Origin of the sequence: Streptomyces sp. SID14478 (assembly GCF_010548525.1) — a bacterium.
Classification (GTDB): domain Bacteria; phylum Actinomycetota; class Actinomycetes; order Streptomycetales; family Streptomycetaceae; genus Streptomyces.
In genome coordinates, this window is record NZ_JAAGMG010001035.1 from 1 (window position 1) to 15,504 (window position 15,504).

At 71.7% G+C, this 15,504-nt stretch carries 17 protein-coding genes; 10 read left to right on the forward strand and 7 right to left on the reverse strand.

All coding sequences use genetic code 11. The annotated features are described in order from the left end of the window. The 3 genes from G3I40_RS33320 to G3I40_RS33330 form a co-directional block, all read right to left on the reverse strand. The coding region (locus G3I40_RS33320) for a type VII secretion protein (protein WP_343245094.1) at positions 1-881 on the reverse strand (881 nt) is incomplete at its 3' end. A gap of 1,164 nt (positions 882-2,045) precedes the next feature. After that, on the reverse strand, positions 2,046-2,681 hold the full coding sequence (locus tag G3I40_RS33325; RefSeq protein WP_164306338.1) for a hypothetical protein: 636 nt from the start codon (positions 2,679-2,681) through the stop codon (positions 2,046-2,048). A gap of 59 nt (positions 2,682-2,740) precedes the next feature. Further along, entirely contained in the window at positions 2,741-3,982 is a 1,242-nt protein-coding gene (locus G3I40_RS33330) for an MFS transporter (RefSeq protein ID WP_164306339.1), read from the reverse strand. Positions 3,983-4,195: 213 nt separating this feature from the next. On the opposite strand from G3I40_RS33330, the gene G3I40_RS33335 reads away from it, so the two are divergent. The 8 genes from G3I40_RS33335 (at position 4,196) to G3I40_RS33370 (ending at position 10,855) form a co-directional block, all read left to right on the forward strand. Further along, positions 4,196-4,915 (forward strand): FadR/GntR family transcriptional regulator, encoded by a 720-nt coding sequence (locus G3I40_RS33335; protein WP_203645227.1) that lies wholly within the window; start codon positions 4,196-4,198, stop codon positions 4,913-4,915. A gap of 90 nt (positions 4,916-5,005) precedes the next feature. Then, positions 5,006-6,676 carry a cytochrome bc complex cytochrome b subunit gene (locus G3I40_RS33340; RefSeq protein ID WP_164306341.1) on the forward strand — a complete coding sequence of 557 codons (1,671 nt, stop codon included), beginning with the start codon at positions 5,006-5,008 and terminating at the stop codon, positions 6,674-6,676. A gap of 106 nt (positions 6,677-6,782) precedes the next feature. Continuing rightward, positions 6,783-6,953, forward strand: coding sequence for a hypothetical protein (locus tag G3I40_RS33345; RefSeq protein ID WP_203645229.1), 171 nt, complete (start codon positions 6,783-6,785; stop codon positions 6,951-6,953). A gap of 75 nt (positions 6,954-7,028) precedes the next feature. Then, positions 7,029-7,346: an acyl-CoA dehydrogenase family protein gene (locus tag G3I40_RS33350; protein WP_275410270.1), complete on the forward strand. Its 318-nt coding sequence runs from the start codon at positions 7,029-7,031 to the stop codon at positions 7,344-7,346. 62 nt (positions 7,347-7,408) lie between these two features. Next, positions 7,409-8,170, forward strand: coding sequence for an enoyl-CoA hydratase family protein (locus G3I40_RS33355; RefSeq protein WP_239092093.1), 762 nt, complete (start codon positions 7,409-7,411; stop codon positions 8,168-8,170). Positions 8,171-8,172: 2 nt separating this feature from the next. After that, positions 8,173-9,036, forward strand: coding sequence for a CoA transferase subunit A (locus G3I40_RS33360; RefSeq protein WP_164306343.1), 864 nt, complete (start codon positions 8,173-8,175; stop codon positions 9,034-9,036). Further along, complete coding sequence (locus G3I40_RS33365) at positions 9,033-9,788, forward strand: CoA-transferase (RefSeq protein WP_164306344.1); 756 nt, start codon at positions 9,033-9,035, stop codon at positions 9,786-9,788. Before G3I40_RS33360 ends, G3I40_RS33365 begins: the two co-directional genes overlap by 4 nt. A 20-nt stretch (positions 9,789-9,808) precedes the next feature. Then, on the forward strand, positions 9,809-10,855 hold the full coding sequence (locus G3I40_RS33370; protein WP_164306351.1) for a nitronate monooxygenase: 1,047 nt from the start codon (positions 9,809-9,811) through the stop codon (positions 10,853-10,855). Between the two features lie 59 nt (positions 10,856-10,914). On the opposite strand, the gene G3I40_RS33375 is transcribed toward G3I40_RS33370, so the two are convergent. From G3I40_RS33375 to G3I40_RS33390, 4 genes are read right to left on the reverse strand one after another with little or no spacing between them, the layout of a single operon-like run. Further along, positions 10,915-12,072, reverse strand: a complete 1,158-nt coding sequence (locus G3I40_RS33375; protein ID WP_164306345.1) for an acetyl-CoA C-acetyltransferase — start codon at positions 12,070-12,072, stop codon at positions 10,915-10,917. Between the two features lie 2 nt (positions 12,073-12,074). Then, complete coding sequence (locus G3I40_RS33380; RefSeq protein ID WP_164306346.1) at positions 12,075-12,689, reverse strand: TetR/AcrR family transcriptional regulator; 615 nt, start codon at positions 12,687-12,689, stop codon at positions 12,075-12,077. Then, a complete protein-coding gene (locus G3I40_RS33385) occupies positions 12,682-13,467 on the reverse strand; it encodes an SDR family oxidoreductase (protein WP_164306347.1) in 786 nt (261 codons plus the stop codon). The genes G3I40_RS33380 and G3I40_RS33385 overlap by 8 nt, the downstream gene beginning before the upstream one ends. Beyond that, positions 13,464-13,682 (reverse strand): hypothetical protein, encoded by a 219-nt coding sequence (locus G3I40_RS33390; protein WP_164306336.1) that lies wholly within the window; start codon positions 13,680-13,682, stop codon positions 13,464-13,466. Before G3I40_RS33390 ends, G3I40_RS33385 begins: the two co-directional genes overlap by 4 nt. A gap of 80 nt (positions 13,683-13,762) precedes the next feature. Between G3I40_RS33390 and G3I40_RS33395 the strand changes: the two genes are divergently transcribed. Next, positions 13,763-14,671 (forward strand): enoyl-CoA hydratase, encoded by a 909-nt coding sequence (locus G3I40_RS33395; RefSeq protein WP_164306348.1) that lies wholly within the window; start codon positions 13,763-13,765, stop codon positions 14,669-14,671. Next, a partial coding sequence (locus G3I40_RS33400; RefSeq protein WP_164306349.1) for an acyl-CoA dehydrogenase family protein occupies positions 14,671-15,504 on the forward strand: 834 nt, incomplete at its 3' end. The genes G3I40_RS33395 and G3I40_RS33400, both read left to right, overlap by 1 nt.

A 15,504-nucleotide genomic window follows, 5' to 3' on the forward strand; every position in this document is an offset into this window, starting at 1 on the left:
GAGGCGAGCAGGTCGGTGCGGATCGGGCCGCCCGCCGCGAGGTGGCGGTCGTAGGGCAGGTGCACGACGCCGACGCCCGTCTCGCGCAGGTGGGCGGCCGCGGCGGCCAGGTCGAGGTTCTGGTCCGGCGCACCGGAGGTGAGGGCCACGACGGTGGTCGGCAGCGCGGAGTGCGGCAGCCCGGCGAGCCAGTCCAGCACGACGCGGGTGCCGCCGACGCCCTCGGCGGTCATCGGCGCCACGACGATGCGTGCGTGCGCGGTGTCCATGGCGGTACGCGCGACGTCGCCGGGCAGTGTCTCGCAGTCGACGACCGTCACGGCGAAGTGGCGGCGCAGGGCGAGGGTGACGGTGCGGTACGTGGGGATGTCCAGCGGGGGACCGACGCGGCCCTGGCTCGCGGGCAGCAGCCAGCCACCGTCCGGGAGCGGCACCAAGTAGCCGGTGATGTCGAGGAGATGCATCGACGGCTTCAGGATCCGGGCCAGCTCGGTGCACGACCAGCGCACCGACTCCGCACCGAGCCGCGCCGCCAGCGTGCCGAGGGCGGCGTCCGCCTCCAGCGCGAGCACGGGGTCCTGCCGGACGCGCTGCAGGGTACGGGCGACGAGTGCGGCGGTGGTGGTCTTGCCGACGCCACCCCGGATAGAGGTCACTGCGACGATCCGGCCGCTGGCCACCGGGTACTGCAACTCCCGTGCCCAGCGGGCCTCTTCGCCACCCGCCTGGGCGCCGGGGCGGGCCAGCCGCTTGAGCGACTGTCCGGAACGCCGCGCTACGGAATCCCCGTGCTGCGGCTTGCCGGCGGCCTGCGTCAGTCGCGGGTCGACGGTGAACACGGGCTCGGGCGCCGGGAACGCGATCCCCGGTCGCGGACGCACGACCGGCACGGCACCGCTCGCCGCGACGGGCGCGGGCGGCGGCCCGGACGGAAGGGGCGGCGCCGCGACAACGGGCAGCCGTGCGGTGTCCTCCGGGCCTGGACCTGGATGACCTGTCCCTGGTCCAGGACCCGGACCCGCTGCCGGTTGTGGCGGCACGGGCAGCGGCCTCGGTGTGGTGTCGATGAAGGGGGCGGGGGCCGGAGATGGGGATGCGGAAGTCGTCGGCGGAGCGGGCGCCTCGGGCGTGACAGGCGTCTCCGGTGCGCCGGCCGCCCCCGGCGCGTCAGCCGCGTCGATCGTCTGAGACGCGAACGGCGCCGCAGGCACCGCGTCCTGCGGCTCCGGCGCAACTGGGAGCGGCTGTGGCTGCGACTGGGGCGGCACGGGCAGTGGTCTCGGTGGCGTGTCGACGAAGGGGGCCACAGCCAGTGAGGAAGCCGGAGGAGCGAGCGTCTTGGGCGTGACAGGCGTCTCCGGTGCGCTGGCCCTGTCCGGCACATCAGGCACCTCCGACGCGTCAGATACCTCCGACGCGTCAGGCACATCGGCCGTGTGCGTTGTGTCAGCCGTGTGCGTCGTGCCCGGCGTCAGCGGCGCCGCAGGCACCGCGTCCTCCGGTTCCGACGCTGCCGGGAACGGCTGTGGCTGGGGCTCCGGCTGCGACACCGGCTGCACCGGCAGCTCGGGCAGCGGCCGCGCGGTCGTGTCCGGGCGGACGGTCCCCGGGTTGGGCCGGTCCTCGTCGAGGCGGCGCACCGGCAGAGGGGACTTGGCGGGCTCGGAGGTCGCGCCCTCGCTGTTGTGCTCCACGTTCTCCACGGGGTTCACCGCGGCTGCCGGGCGGCAGCCCGCATCGGCATCTGCGGGCCGGTCGCCCTATCCCCCACGTCGAACAACATCGGCAGACCCCCGGATCGAGCCAGTACGACTTCGCTTGAGCCGGTGAGGCCCCCAGCGGACCACCGACCGCGAAAGCCTATCCCCACTCGCCGGTCGCACTGGCAAAGGGATCGGGAGAGGGGATCGGGCGAGTGGGCGGAGGCGAACGAAGGGCGAGAGAACGAGGATCGCGGAACGAGGAGCAATAGGCGGAATCGAACGGCGATCAGGCGATCAGGCGAGGAGGCGATCACGCGCTCAAGAGAACTCGCTCAATAGATCTCAATAGATGGTGAGCGCCACACCGCACAGCCCCAGTCCTTGCGCGCCCGCCGCCCGCCAGGCCCGCAACGGGCCGTCGAGGACGGACTCCTCGTCGTCGTAGGACAGCCAGTCCTGCTCGTCGGCGGCGGCCCGCTCGTGCGGTGCGAAGGTCAGGGCCCGCTCCACCGCGGGAAGAAAGGTGGTCACCTCGGCGGACGTCAGCAGGAAACTCCCGCACCAGCCGGGCAGCAGGGAGGCGCGGTGGGGGCCGATGGCGTGGAACAGCGAGGCGACCGCGAAGTCCTTGCTCTGCACGGAAAGGAACATGTCGTCGGGATCCGCCGACTGCTCCCACACGCCCGAGGCGACCCCGAAGTCGTCGTCCGGGCCCGAGCCGCTCCACATCTCCTCCAGGCGCCCGCCACTCGAGGTGAGGGCGAGGAACGAGTCGACGGCGTCGCGCTGCTCCGTGCTCAACGTGCCGCCGCACCACGTCCGATGGTCCGGCAGGGGCGCGCGCTGCCATCGCCGCCACCGCTCCCGGGCGACCGGGTCGTCCCGGTCCGCGGCGAGCAACGGCAGCATGCGCGGCGCCAGTTCGGCAACGAAGGCGTCGTCGTGCGTGGTGATGGCCCACGCCGTGGTGATCCCCATGCCCGTCACCGTAGAAGGCGGCACTGACAATCAGTCGGCCGCGCTCCTCCCTGAAGGCCTCAGGCCGTCAACTGCCGCACCCGGCCGGCCCCGACGCCCGCGATGCCCATCGGTACGCACAGGACCGCGAGCACGATCAGCGGGGTGGTCCAGCCGCCCGTCGCGTCGTGCAGCGCTCCGAGGAGGAAGGGGCCGGCGGCGGCGAGCAGGTAGCCGACGCCCTGCGCCATGCCGGACATCTCCGCGGCCCGCACCGCGTCGGGGGAGCGCAGCACGATCACCGCCAGGGCGGTGCTGATCAGCAGGCCGCAGCCGAAGCCCATGAGGAGCATCCACGCGTACGCGCCGCCGACCGGAGCGACCATCAGGCCGAGCAGGGAGAGGAAGACGCACACCGTGCCGGTCAGTGCGAAGGGGACCTGGGTGCGCAGTCGCCCCACGAAGGCGGTGAAGGCCAGCGAGCCCGCGATGCCGACCAGGCTCATCACGGACAGCATCCAGCCGGCCTGGGTGCTGGACATGCCCTCGTCGGTGAGCATCGCGGGGATCCAGGCCGCGCACGCGTAGTACTCCAGGGACTGCAGCCCCATGAGGAGGGTGACCTGCCAGGCGAGGGGGGAGCGGCGCAGCGGCGTCCGGGTGTCGGTCGCGGCGCCGGACGGTGCGGGCGCCTCGTCGCCCCGGCGCAACTGCGGCAGCCAGAGCAGGAAGGCGAGCGCGGAGAGGACCGCCCAGACGCCGATGGCTCCGCGCCAGTCGAGCCCGAGCGCGTCCCCGAGCGGCACCGTCACCCCGGCGGCGAGGGCCGCGCCGCAGAACAGGGCCACCGAGTACAGGCCCATCATCAGGCCGGTGCGGTGGTGGAAGTCGCGCTTGATGATGCTGGGGACGAGCACGTTCGCCAGGGATATCGCCGCGCCCAGCAGGACCGTGCCGAGGAAGAGCGCGGGCAGGCCGGGTGCCATGCGGACCGCGATGCCCGCCGTGAGCAGGGCCATCATCGCGCCGAGCGCCCGCGTCATGCCGATGCGCCGGGACAGCTTGGCGGCGAACGGGGCGAGGACGCCGAAGCAGAGGATCGGCAGCGTGGTGAGCAGCCCCGCGAGCGAGCCGCTGAGCCCGGTGGAGCGGCGTATCTCGTCGAGTTCGGGAGAGACGGCCACGACGCCGGGTCGCAGGTTCATGGCGATGAGGAGGAGGCCCGCGGCCAGGAGCCCGCCCAGGGCCGGCGCGGGAACGGTACGGGACCCGCTCGGCGAGAGGGACGGAGCGGCCAGGGATCGGTCGGCACTTTGCGGCATGCGCACCAACGTAACATCCCATGTTTGGCTCGAAAAACTCCGCGAAAGGGGGCAAGCGTGAGGAAGAGGGTTCCTTTCTCGTTCCTATATGTGGGATATTTGGCGTCGTGAACGCCGATCGCGTTCTCCCGTCGGAGAATGCAGGGCCCCGCTGAGCCGGCACGGTCCGCAGAGCGCAGCGCCCGCACGGTCCGTACGAGAAAGGTCACCGCCTTGTCCGACACAGACACCCCCCTCGACGCGGCACGCCCCGGCGGCACGCTGGTGCAGCGGACCATCGGGCACATCGAGCGGAGCATCGAGAGCGGGGAGTGGGCCGTCGGGGACCGGATCCCGGCGGAAGGGCAGCTCGTCGAGACCTTCGGCGTGGGGCGCAACACGGTGCGCGAGGCCGTACGGGCGCTGTGCCACACGGGGCTGTTGGAGGCGCGGCGCGGGGACGGTACGTATGTGCGCGCGGCCAGCGACCTGAACGCTGCACTCCAACGGCGCCTGCGCCGGGCCGAGTTGAAGCACATCCTGCAGGTGCGCCTCGCCCTGGAGCGGGAGGCCGCGCCCGCCGCCGCCCTGCACCGGGGCGAGGACGACCTGGCCCGCATCCTGTCCGCGCTGCTCGCCCGGCGCCGGGCCGACGAGAGGGGGGACCGGGCCGCGTACGTGGACCGGGACCTGGAGTTCCACCGGGCGATCGTCGCGGCGAGCGGAAATCCGCTGATGACGGAGCTGTACGAGAGCATCGTCGAGTCGGTGCGCGACACCATCGCGTCGCTGCGGCCGAACTGGACCTCCGAACTGCCCGGCGCCTCCGCCCACGACGACCTCGCCGAGGCCATCGCCCGCCGCGACCCGCAGGCGGCGACCGAGGCGGCGTGGGCGCACACGCGGACGGTGGAGGCGGCCGTGGAGCGGATGGCGGAAGGGGACCAGGGGTGACAGGGACGCGCTGACCCCTGTCGGCGACGCTGCTCCGCGCCCTACTCTGGCTGTGTTCACCGGCCTTGTGGGCAAACCAGGGGGAGCCGAATGAGCGAAGGCGGCATCGAGCGTGCTCACGGAAGCGGCAAGCGGCCCGACCCCCCGAGCAGCGGGGAGCGCCTCGCCGACTGGGCCGACGGCAGGCTCGGGCTCTATCAGCTGGCCAAGTCCCAGATGCGCAAGATCTTCCCGGACCACTGGTCCTTCATGTTCGGCGAGATCTGCCTCTACAGCTTCATCATCCTCATCCTCACCGGCGTCTATCTGACCCTCTTCTTCGACCCCAGCACCACCGAGGTCGTCTACAACGGCAGTTACGAACCGCTCAAGGGCATCCTGATGACGCGGGCCTACGAGTCGACGATCGACATCAGCATGGAGGTGCGCGGCGGACTGCTCATCCGGCAGATCCACCACTGGGCCGCCGTCGTGTTCGTCGCGGCGATGCTCGCGCACATGATGCGGGTGTTCTTCACCGGCGCCTTCCGCAAGCCGCGCGAGGTCAACTGGCTGTTCGGCTGGACCCTGTTGATGCTCGGCATTGTCACCGGGCTCACCGGCTACTCGCTCCCCGACGACCTGCTCTCCGGCACGGGACTGCGCTTCGCGCAGGGCGCGATCCTGTCGGTGCCGATCGTGGGAACGTATCTGGCGTTCTTCCTCTTCGGCGGCGAGTTCCCCGGCGACGACTTCATCGCCCGCCTCTATCCGGTGCACATCCTGCTGCTGCCGGGCATCATGCTGGGCCTGGTCGCGGCGCACCTGATCCTGGTCTTCTACCACAAGCACACCCAGTTCGCGGGCCCCGGCCGCACCGAGAAGAACGTGGTCGGTGCCCCCTTCCTGCCCATTTACGTGGCCAAGGCCGGCGGCTTCTTCTTCCTCGTCTTCGGAGTGCTGGCGATCATGGGGGCGGTCGCGACGATCAACCCCGTGTGGGCCTTCGGTCCGTACCGGACGGACCTCGTCACCACCGGCGCCCAGCCCGACTGGTACCTGGGCTTCTCCGAGGGGCTGATCCGGGTGATGCCGGGATGGGAGATCAACGCCTGGGGGCACACGTTACAACTGGGCGTCTTCATCCCGTTCAGTCTGTTCCCGCTGGTCATGACGTTGATGGCGGTCTATCCGTTCATCGAGTCGTGGGTGACCGGCGACAAACGGGAGCACCACACGGCCCAGCGCCCGCGCAATCACCCGGTCCGCACCGGGCTCGGCGTCGCCTGGCTCGCCCTGTACGCGGTCCTGCTGATCGGGGGTGGCAACGACATCGTGGCCACACAGCTGCACCTGTCCATCAACGCCATCACCTGGTTCGTGCGGATCGGCTTCTTCGTCGTCCCCGTGCTCGCGTACCTCGTCACCAAGCGGATCTGCAACGGGCTGCAGCGCCGTGACCGGGAGAAGGCCCTGCACGGCCGCGAGTCCGGCACCGTCAAGCGGCTGCCGCACGGCGAGTTCATCGAGGTCCACGAACCGCTCTCGCGCGCCGAGTTGTACACGCTGAACTCCCACGAGCAGCCCGCGCCCTACGAGTTGGGGCCGCGCGTCGACGAGAACGGGGTGGCACGGAAGTTCACCGTGAGCCAGCGGATGCGGGCCCGCCTCGCCAAGGCGATGTACGGACCCGGGACGTACGTGCCGAAGGCGACCGTCGAGGAGTACCAGGCGCTGCACGCCGGCTGGCACGAGTCCGAGCGGGACCCGTCGGCGCACTGAGGGCCCCGCCGTTCCCGCCTGACGGGAGCGGTGTGCTGCGGCGCACCGCTCCTCGTGCTTCGCTGCGCCGGTCCAGGACCGGAACAGGCGGAGAGGGGCCGACGCGGTGCGACTCGGAGAGGAACACGAGGAACTGGCGGCGGTGCGGTCGCTGCTCGCGCGGCACGAGGGCGGAGCCGCGTGGCGCCCGCTCGTCCAGCAGATCGGGGTGACCGGTCTCGGCGTACCCGAGTGCGGGGCGCCACGACCGCGCACGACAGGAACGGGACGGGGCTGAGCACGTGCCCCAACTCCTCGGCCACCACGTTCAGTTCCACTGTGCCGGCGCCCCCGCCGCCGTAGCAAGCACCACCTGGCCGACCTGTATGTCCAGGTCGAGGCGGCCAGATCGCTGGCACTCGCCGCCGCGCATGCAGCCGACGAGGAGGAGCCGCGGCGCGCACGGCTGCTCGCGGCGGCCGCCAAGTCGGCCTGCGCGCAGGCGTTCTCGACGGCGGCGGGCGAGATGATCCAGCTGCACGGCGCCATCGCCCTCACCTGGGAGCACGAGGCCCACCGCTACTTCAAGCGCGCCCACGGCACCGCGCAGCTCTTCGGCACCCCGGCCTGGCACCGCTCCCGGCTCGACGCATCGGCCCTGCTCGCCCCGGACTCCGTCTGTTCCTCGTGAGCGGACGCTGCTACCTTCTGGTCAACTAACAAATGTTTGGTAGGAAGGTGGCGGGGTCGCCGATGCCCGTAACGCTCTCGTACGCGGAAAGCTCGCCGACGGACAAGGCCGTCGCACTCGTCGATGTCGACTACCCACCGGTCAACGCCCTGCCCGTACAAGGCTGGTACGACCTCGCCGACACCCTGCGCGCCGCCGGCCGCGACCCCGAGGTGCGCTGCGTCGTGCTCGGCGCGTCCGGGCGGGGCTTCAACGCGGGCGTCGACATCAAGGAGATGCAGCGCGACACCGGCCACGCCGCGCTGATCGGCGCCAACCGGGGCTGCGCCGAGGCGTTCGCCGCGGTGTACGAGTGCGAGGTGCCGGTCGTCGCGGCCGTCCAGGGCTTCTGCCTGGGCGGCGGCATCGGCCTCGTCGGGAACGCCGACGCGATCGTGGCGAGCGAGGACGCCACGTTCGGCCTGCCCGAACTGGACCGTGGCGCACTCGGCGCCGCGACCCACCTGGCCCGCTTGGTCCCGCAGCACCTGATGCGCACTCTCTACTACACCTCGCGCACCGCGACCGCCTCCGAGCTGCACGCCCACGGCTCGGTGTGGCAGGTCGTCCCGCGCGAGCAACTGCGCGACGCGGCAATCGGGTTGGCCGCGGAGATCGCCCGTAAGGACGGCTATCTGCTGCGGCTGGCCAAGGCCGCCATCAACGGCATCGACCCCGTCGACGTACGCCGCAGCTACCGCTTCGAGCAGGGGTTCACCTTCGAGGCGAACCTCAGCGGGGTCGCCGACCGGGTCCGCGACACCTTCGGACAGGAGGGCAACTGACCATGACCGACAAGACGATGACCCCGGAAGACGTCGTCGGGAGGCTGCGCAGCGGGATGACCGTCGGCATCGGCGGCTGGGGCTCACGACGCAAACCCATGGCCCTGGTACGGGCGTTGCTGCGCAGCGACGTCACCGACTTGACCGTCGTCTCGTACGGCGGCCCGGACGTCGGCCTGCTGGCCGCCGCAGGGAAGATACGCAAACTGGTCGCCGCCTTCGTCACCCTCGACTCGATCCCTCTGGAGCCGAACTTCCGCGCCGCGCGCGAGCAGGGCCGCATCGAGCTGATGGAGGTCGACGAGGCCATGTTCATGTGGGGCCTGCGGGCGGCGGCCAACCGGCTGCCGTTCCTGCCGGTGCGGGCGGGCATCGGCTCCGACGTGCTGCGGGTCAACCCCGGCCTGCGCACCGTCGATTCGCCGTACGAGGACGGGGAGACCTTCGTCGCGATGCCCGCGCTGCGCCTCGACGCGGCCCTGGTCCACGTCAACCGCGCGGACCGGTCGGGCAACGGCCAGTACCTGGGCCCCGACCCGTACTTCGACGACCTGTTCTGCGAGGCGGCCGACGCGGCGTACGTCTCCTGCGAGCGGCTCGTGAGCGGCGCCGAGCTCGTCGAGGGCGGGGCCGCCCCCTCGATGCTGATCAAGCGGCACCGCGTCACCGGCGTCGTCGAGACGCCGAACGGCGCCCACTTCACCTCCTGCGCACCGGACTACGGGCGCGACGAGGCGTTCCAGAAGCTGTATGCGACCACGCCGTTCGCCCAGCTGCGGGCGCGGTTCCTCGACGGCGACGAGAAGGCGTACCAGGCCGCCGTCGAGGCCTGGCGCGACGAGCAGGAAGGCGGGGCCACCCGATGACGACGACCGCGACCGTGACCGAGGGCGTGACCCGCGCCGAGTACTGCGTCGTCGGGTGCGCCGACGCCTGGCGCGACGGCGGGGAGATCCTCGCCAGCCCCATGGGCCTGATCCCCGGCATCGGCGCCCGGCTGGCCCGCCGCACCTTCGCCCCCGACCTGCTGATGACCGACGGCGAGGCGATGCTGATCGGACCGGACGGGGAGCGCGAGGGCTGGCTGCCGTACCGCCAGCACCTGGAGTTCGTCACACGGGGACACCGGCACGTGATGATGGGCGCGAGCCAGATCGACAGGTTCGGCAACCAGAACATCTCCTGCATCGGCGACTGGCAGCAGCCCACCCGCCAGCTTCTCGGGGTGCGCGGCGCACCGGTCAACACCCTCAACAATCCGACGAGTTACTGGGTGCCGAAGCACTCCCGGCGCGTCTTCGTGGAGAAGGTCGACATGGTGAGCGGCGTCGGGTACGACAACGCCGCCGCGGCCGGGCCGTCCGCGACGCGCTTCCACCGCATTCCGCGGGTCGTCACCAATCTCGCCGTGCTCGACTTCGAGACGCCCGACCACGCGATGCGGATCGCGTCGCTGCACCCCGGTGTCACGGTGCAGGAGGTGCGGGAGGCGACCGGGTTCACGCTCGTGGCCGCCGCCGACGTCCCGTCCACCCGTGAACCGACGGCGGAGGAACTGCGGCTGATCCGCGAGGAGTTGGATCCGAAGGGGTTGCGTCATCGAGAGGTCCCGGCGTGAGCGGACAGCCCGGGACCGTCCTGGAGACGGCCCTCACCGCTCTCATCGGCGTGCGGTACCCGATCGTGCAGACCGGCATGGGGTGGGTCGCGGGGCCGCGCCTGGTGTCCGCCTCCGCGAACGCCGGAGCACTCGGCATCCTCGCCTCCGCGACCATGACCCTCGACCAACTGCGCGCCGCGGTAAAGGAGGTGAAGTCGCGCACGGACCAGCCCTTCGGCGTGAATCTGCGGGCCGACGCGGGGGACGCCCGCGACCGTGTACGGATCATCGTCGACGAGGGCGTGAAGGTGGCGTCCTTCGCGCTCGCGCCGTCGAAGGAGCTGATCGCGGAGCTGAAGGACGCGGGCGTCGTCGTCATCCCCTCCATCGGGGCGCGGCGGCACGCGGAGAAGGTCGCGGCCTGGGGCGCGGACGCGGTCGTCGTCCAGGGAGGCGAGGGCGGCGGGCACACCGGCGACGTGGCAACGACCGTACTGCTGCCGCAAGTCGTCGACGCCGTCGACATCCCGGTGATCGCGGCGGGCGGCTTCCACGACGGGCGCGGCCTGGTCGCGGCGCTCGCCTACGGGGCCGCGGGCGTGGCCATGGGCACCCGCTTCCTGCTGACCTCCGACTCGACGGTCCCGGACGCGGTGAAGGCCCGCTACCTCAAGGCTTCCGTCAAGGACGTCACCGTCACGACGGCGGTCGACGGACTGCCGCACCGCATGCTGCGCAGCGAACTCGTCGCCGGCCTCGAACGCGCGGGACGGCCCGCCGCCCTGCTGCGGGCGGTGCGGCACGCGGCCGCCTTCCGCAAGGTGTCGGGGCTCGGCTGGAGCCAGATGGTGCGCGACGGCCTCGCGATGAAGCACGGCAAGGACCTCACCTGGAGCCAGGTCCTCCTCGCGGCGAATACGCCCATGATGCTCAAGTCCGCGATGGTGGACGGCGATCCGAGCGGCGGGGTCATGGCCTCGGGGCAGGTCGCGGGTCTCATCGAGGACCTGCCGTCGTGCAAGGAGCTGGTGGAGCGGATCGTGGCGGAGGCGGGGGAGACGCTGGGGCGGCTGCGGACGCTGTAGTAGGCGCGAGAGGGGGGCGGGGTCCGCGCGGACCCCGCCCCCCTTTTCGTGTCCCGCGGCTACAGCCGCTCGATGATCGTCACGTTCGCCTGGCCGCCGCCCTCGCACATCGTCTGCAGGCCGAACCGGCCGCCCGTGCGCTCCAGTTCGTGCAGCAGCGTCGTCATCAGCTTCACACCGGTCGCGCCCAGCGGGTGGCCCAGCGCGATGGCGCCGCCGTTCACGTTCACCTTCGCCGGGTCGGCGCCGGTCTCCTTCAGCCAGGCAAGGACGACAGGCGCGAACGCCTCGTTGATCTCCACCAGATCGATGTCGTCGAGCGACATGCCGGTCTTCTTCAGCGCGTGGGCCGTCGCCGGGATCGGCGCCGACAGCATCCGGATCGGGTCCTCGCCGCGCACCGAGAGGTGGTGGATGCGGGCACGCGGCGTCAACCCGTGTTCGCGTACCGCTCGTTCGGAGGCGAGGAGCATCGCCGCCGCACCGTCCGAGACCTGGGAGGAGCACGCGGCCGTGATGGTGCCGCCCTCCACGACCGGCTTCAGCCCGGCCATCTTCTCCAGGGTCGTGTCACGGCGCGGGCCCTCGTCCGCCGTGACGTCGCCGTACGCAACCGTCTCCTTGGCGAACCGGCCCTCGTCGATCGCCCGGATCGCCCGCTGATGCGACCGCAGCGCCCACTCCTCCATGGCGAGCCGCGAGATGTCCCACTTGTCGGCGATCAACTGGGCGCCGTGGAACTGGTTCACGGGCTGGGAGCCGTAGCGGGCGCGCCAACCCTCGCCGCCCGCGTACGGGCCTTCCGTGAGACCCAGCGGTTCGGCCGCCTGGCGCGAGGCGAACGCGATCGGGATCAGCGACATGTTCTGCGTGCCACCGGCCACCACCAGGTCCTGCGTGCCCGACAGCACCCCCTGCGCCGCGAAGTGCACCGCCTGCTGCGAGGAGCCGCACTGCCGGTCGATCGTGACGCCCGGCACCTCCTCCGGCAGCCCGGCCGCGAGCCACGCGGTCCGCGCGATGTCCCCGGCCTGCGGACCGACCGTGTCCAGGCAGCCGAACACGACGTCCTCCACGGCGCCCGGATCGACACCGGTGCGTTCCACGAGCGCCTTCAGCACGTGCGCGCCGAGGTCGGCGGGGTGCACGGCGGACAGGCCGCCCTTGCGACGGCCCACCGGGGTGCGCACGGCGTCCACTATGTAAGCCTCGGGCATGGTCAACTCCTCGTGACGGTAGGGATAATGGCGGATGCGGAGATGCCGTCGAGGACCATCGACAGGTACTGCTCCGCGATGCCGTCGGCCGTGTGGCGGCCGCCCGGCCGGTACCAGGACGCGGCCACCCACACGGTGTCGCGCAGGAAGCGATAGGTCAGGCGCACGTCGAGGTCGGGGCGGAAGGCGCCCTCGGTGACGCCGCGCTCCAGCGTCGTGCGCCAGGCGGTCTCCAGGTTGCGCTGCGCCTCGGCGAGGAAGGCGAAACGGGACTGCGTGGTCAGCTGGCGCGCCTCCTTCTGGAAGACGGCGACCGCGGGTCCGTGCCGGTCGATCTCCCGGAACGACTCGGTGACCAGCGCCCCCAGCGTCTCGCGGGGGCCGAGGCCGCGGTCGCCGAGGACCGTGCCGTAGCCGGCCCACAGCTCGTCGAGGAACGTCCGCAGGATCTCCTCCAGCATCGACTCCTTCGAGTCGAAGTGGTAGTAGAGGCTGCCCGCGAGCAGGCCCGCGCGCTCCGCGATGACGCGGACGGTGGTGGCGCTGTAGCCGAGCTCGGCGAAGACGTCCGCGGCCACCGCGAGCAGCTCGGCCCGGCGGGCGGCCCGCTCAGGCATGCCGGTCGCTGACGGAGAGCACCTCGCCCGTCAGGTAGGAGGAGTAGCCGCTGGCGAGGAAGACGATGACGTTGGCCACCTCCCAGGGCTCGGCGTACCGGCCGAACGCCTCCCGCGACGTCAGCTCGTCGAGCAGCTCGGGCGAGGTCACCTTCACCAGGTGCGGGTGCATGGCGAGCGACGGCGAGACCGCGTTGACGCGGATGCCGTGCTCGGCCGCCTCAACGGACGCGCAGCGGGTCAGCGCCATCACCCCGGCCTTAGCCGCGGCGTAGTGCGCCTGCCCGGCCTGGGCCCGCCAGCCGAGCACGGAGGCGTTGTTGACGATGACGCCCCTGCTGCCCGACGCCTTCATCAGGCGCAGCGCCGTGCGCGTGCAGCGGAAGGTGCCGGTCAGCGTCACGTCGATGACCTTCGCCCACTGTTCGTCGGTCATCTCCGTCAGTGCGGCGGTGCCGCCGAGCCCCGCGTTGTTCACGACGATGTCCAGGCCGCCGTGCTCGCGCTCGGCCAGCGCGAACAGCTCCCGCACCTGCTGTTCGTCGGTGACGTCGCAGGGCGTCCCGGTCACCCGGTCCGCGCCGAACTCCTTGGCGAGACTCTCCACCGTCTCGGCCGTGCGCCGTGCGTGCGCGTCGCCCACGACGATGCGCGCACCCTCCTCCAGGAACCGGCGGGCAGTGGCACCGCCGATGCCCGCGCCGGCCGCCGCGGTGATCACGGCGGTGCGTCCGGCGAGCAGCTGGTGACCGGGCTCGTACGGCGGCGGCGTGCTCATACGCGTAGCTCCTTGGGAAGGCCGAGCACGCGCTCGGCGATGATGTTGCGCTGGATCTCGTGCGATCCGGCGTGGACCGCGTCGGCGCGGGGGGAAGAGTCGCGGCCGGGCCCGCCGAGTCCGCGCAACGCGCGCCACTCACCGCGGAGTTGCTCCTCCAGCCAGGAGCGCGCCTCGGCCCGCAGCCCCTCCGCTCCGCCCTGCGGTCCGCTCATCCTCTGCCCCTGGGTTCTCGACGGATGTCCGACCCGGAGGCTAATCTACCAAACACTTGTTAGGGAAGAGGAGCTGTCGTATGCCCAGCATCGAGGCCGACACCGACACCGACACCGACACCGACACCGACACCGACACCGACGCCGAGACCGAGGACGTCGTCCTGTACGAGGTCGAGGGGCCCGTCGCGACGATCACGCTGAACCGGCCGCAGTACCGCAACGCGCAGAACTCGGCGATGACCTACGCCCTGGACCGCGCCTTCTACCGGGCCGCCGACGCCGCCGACGTACGGGTGATCGTGCTCGCCGGCGCGGGGGAGCACTTCAGCGCCGGCCACGACATCGGCTCACCCGGACGCGACGCGCATCTGCCCTTCGAGCGGCGCGCGGGCCTGTGGTGGGACCACTCCGACAAGGACGGCGCCGAGAGCCGCTACGCCCGCGAGTCCGAGGTGTATCTCGGCATGTGCCGGCGCTGGCGCGAGCTGCCCAAGCCGGTCGTCGCCTCGGTCCAAGGGGCCTGCGTGGCAGGCGGGTTGATGCTGGCGTGGATCTGCGACCTGATCGTCGCGAGCGAGGACGCGTTCTTCGCCGATCCCGTCGTGCGCATGGGGATACCCGGGGTCGAGTACTTCGCGCACCCGTGGGTGATGCCGCCGCGCATCGCCAAGGAGTTCCTCTACACGGGGGACAGGATGCCGGCCGCGCGCGCCTATGAGGTGGGCATGGTCAACAAGGTCGTACCGAAGCGGGAGTTGAGGGAGCGCACCCTCGAACTTGCCGGGCGCGTCGCCGCGATGCCACGCATGGGCCTCGCCCTCGCCAAGCGTGCCGTCAACCAGGCAGAGGACCTCCAGGGACTGCACACCGGCCTCGACTCCGTGTTCGGCCTGCACCACCTCGCCCACGCGCACAACGCCGAGACCGCCGCCGACTCCCTCGGCGGCATGGACGTGGCCCGGATGAAGAAGGCGGCGCGAGTCTGATGGACCTGACGATCGAGGCCGAGGACGCGGCGTTCCAGGAGCGGGCCCGCGGCTGGCTCGCCGCGCACGTGCCGGACGAGGAACTGCCGTCCCTGGAGACGGAGGAGGGCTTCGCCGCACACCGCGCGTGGGAGCGCGAGCTGTCCGCCGACCGGTGGTCCGTCGTGTCGTGGCCCGAGCGGTACGGCGGGCAGGGCGCCGGGCTCGTGCGCTGGCTGCTGTTCGAGGAGGCCTACTACGCGGCGGGCGCACCCGGCCGCGTCTCGCAGAACGGCATCAACCTCCTCGCCCCGACCCTCTTCGACTACGGCACCGACGAGCAGCGCTGCCGCATCCTGCCGACCATGGCGAGCGGCGAGGTGATCTGGGCGCAGGCCTGGTCGGAGCCGGAGTCCGGCTCCGACCTCGCCTCGCTGCGGTCAACTGCCCGTCGGACAACGGGCGGTTGGGTGCTCAACGGGCAGAAGACCTGGTCGTCCCGGGCGGCCTTCGCCGACCGCGCCTTCGGCCTCTTCCGCAGCGACCCGGACGCCGACAGGCCCCATCGCGGGCTCACCTACCTGATGTTCGACCTGCGCGCACCGGGCGTCACCGTGCGCCCCATCCCCCGTCTCGACGGCAAGCCCGCCTTCGCGGAGCTCTTCCTCGACGACGTCTTCGTGCCCGACGCCGACGTCATCGGCGAGCCGGGGCAGGGCTGGCGCATCGCGATGTCGGCGACCGGCAGCGAGCGCGGTCTCACCCTGCGCTCCCCGGGCCGCTTCCTCGCGAGCGCCGAGCGGCTGGCGCGACAGTGGCGCGCCGAGGGCGACCCCGCCGACACCGCGCTGCGC

Coding starts and splice junctions, on each gene's coding strand:
- G3I40_RS33325 (WP_164306338.1), bottom strand. CDS start 2,681: ATGGGGATCACCACGGCGTGGGCCATCACCACGCACGACGACGCCTTC.
- G3I40_RS33330 (WP_164306339.1), bottom strand. CDS start 3,982: ATGCCGCAAAGTGCCGACCGATCCCTGGCCGCTCCGTCCCTCTCGCCG.
- G3I40_RS33340 (WP_164306341.1), top strand. CDS start 5,006: ATGAGCGAAGGCGGCATCGAGCGTGCTCACGGAAGCGGCAAGCGGCCC.
- G3I40_RS33355 (WP_239092093.1), top strand. CDS start 7,409: ATGCCCGTAACGCTCTCGTACGCGGAAAGCTCGCCGACGGACAAGGCC.
- G3I40_RS33360 (WP_164306343.1), top strand. CDS start 8,173: ATGACCGACAAGACGATGACCCCGGAAGACGTCGTCGGGAGGCTGCGC.
- G3I40_RS33365 (WP_164306344.1), top strand. CDS start 9,033: ATGACGACGACCGCGACCGTGACCGAGGGCGTGACCCGCGCCGAGTAC.
- G3I40_RS33375 (WP_164306345.1), bottom strand. CDS start 12,072: ATGCCCGAGGCTTACATAGTGGACGCCGTGCGCACCCCGGTGGGCCGT.
- G3I40_RS33380 (WP_164306346.1), bottom strand. CDS start 12,689: ATGCCTGAGCGGGCCGCCCGCCGGGCCGAGCTGCTCGCGGTGGCCGCG.
- G3I40_RS33385 (WP_164306347.1), bottom strand. CDS start 13,467: ATGAGCACGCCGCCGCCGTACGAGCCCGGTCACCAGCTGCTCGCCGGA.
- G3I40_RS33390 (WP_164306336.1), bottom strand. CDS start 13,682: ATGAGCGGACCGCAGGGCGGAGCGGAGGGGCTGCGGGCCGAGGCGCGC.
- G3I40_RS33395 (WP_164306348.1), top strand. CDS start 13,763: ATGCCCAGCATCGAGGCCGACACCGACACCGACACCGACACCGACACC.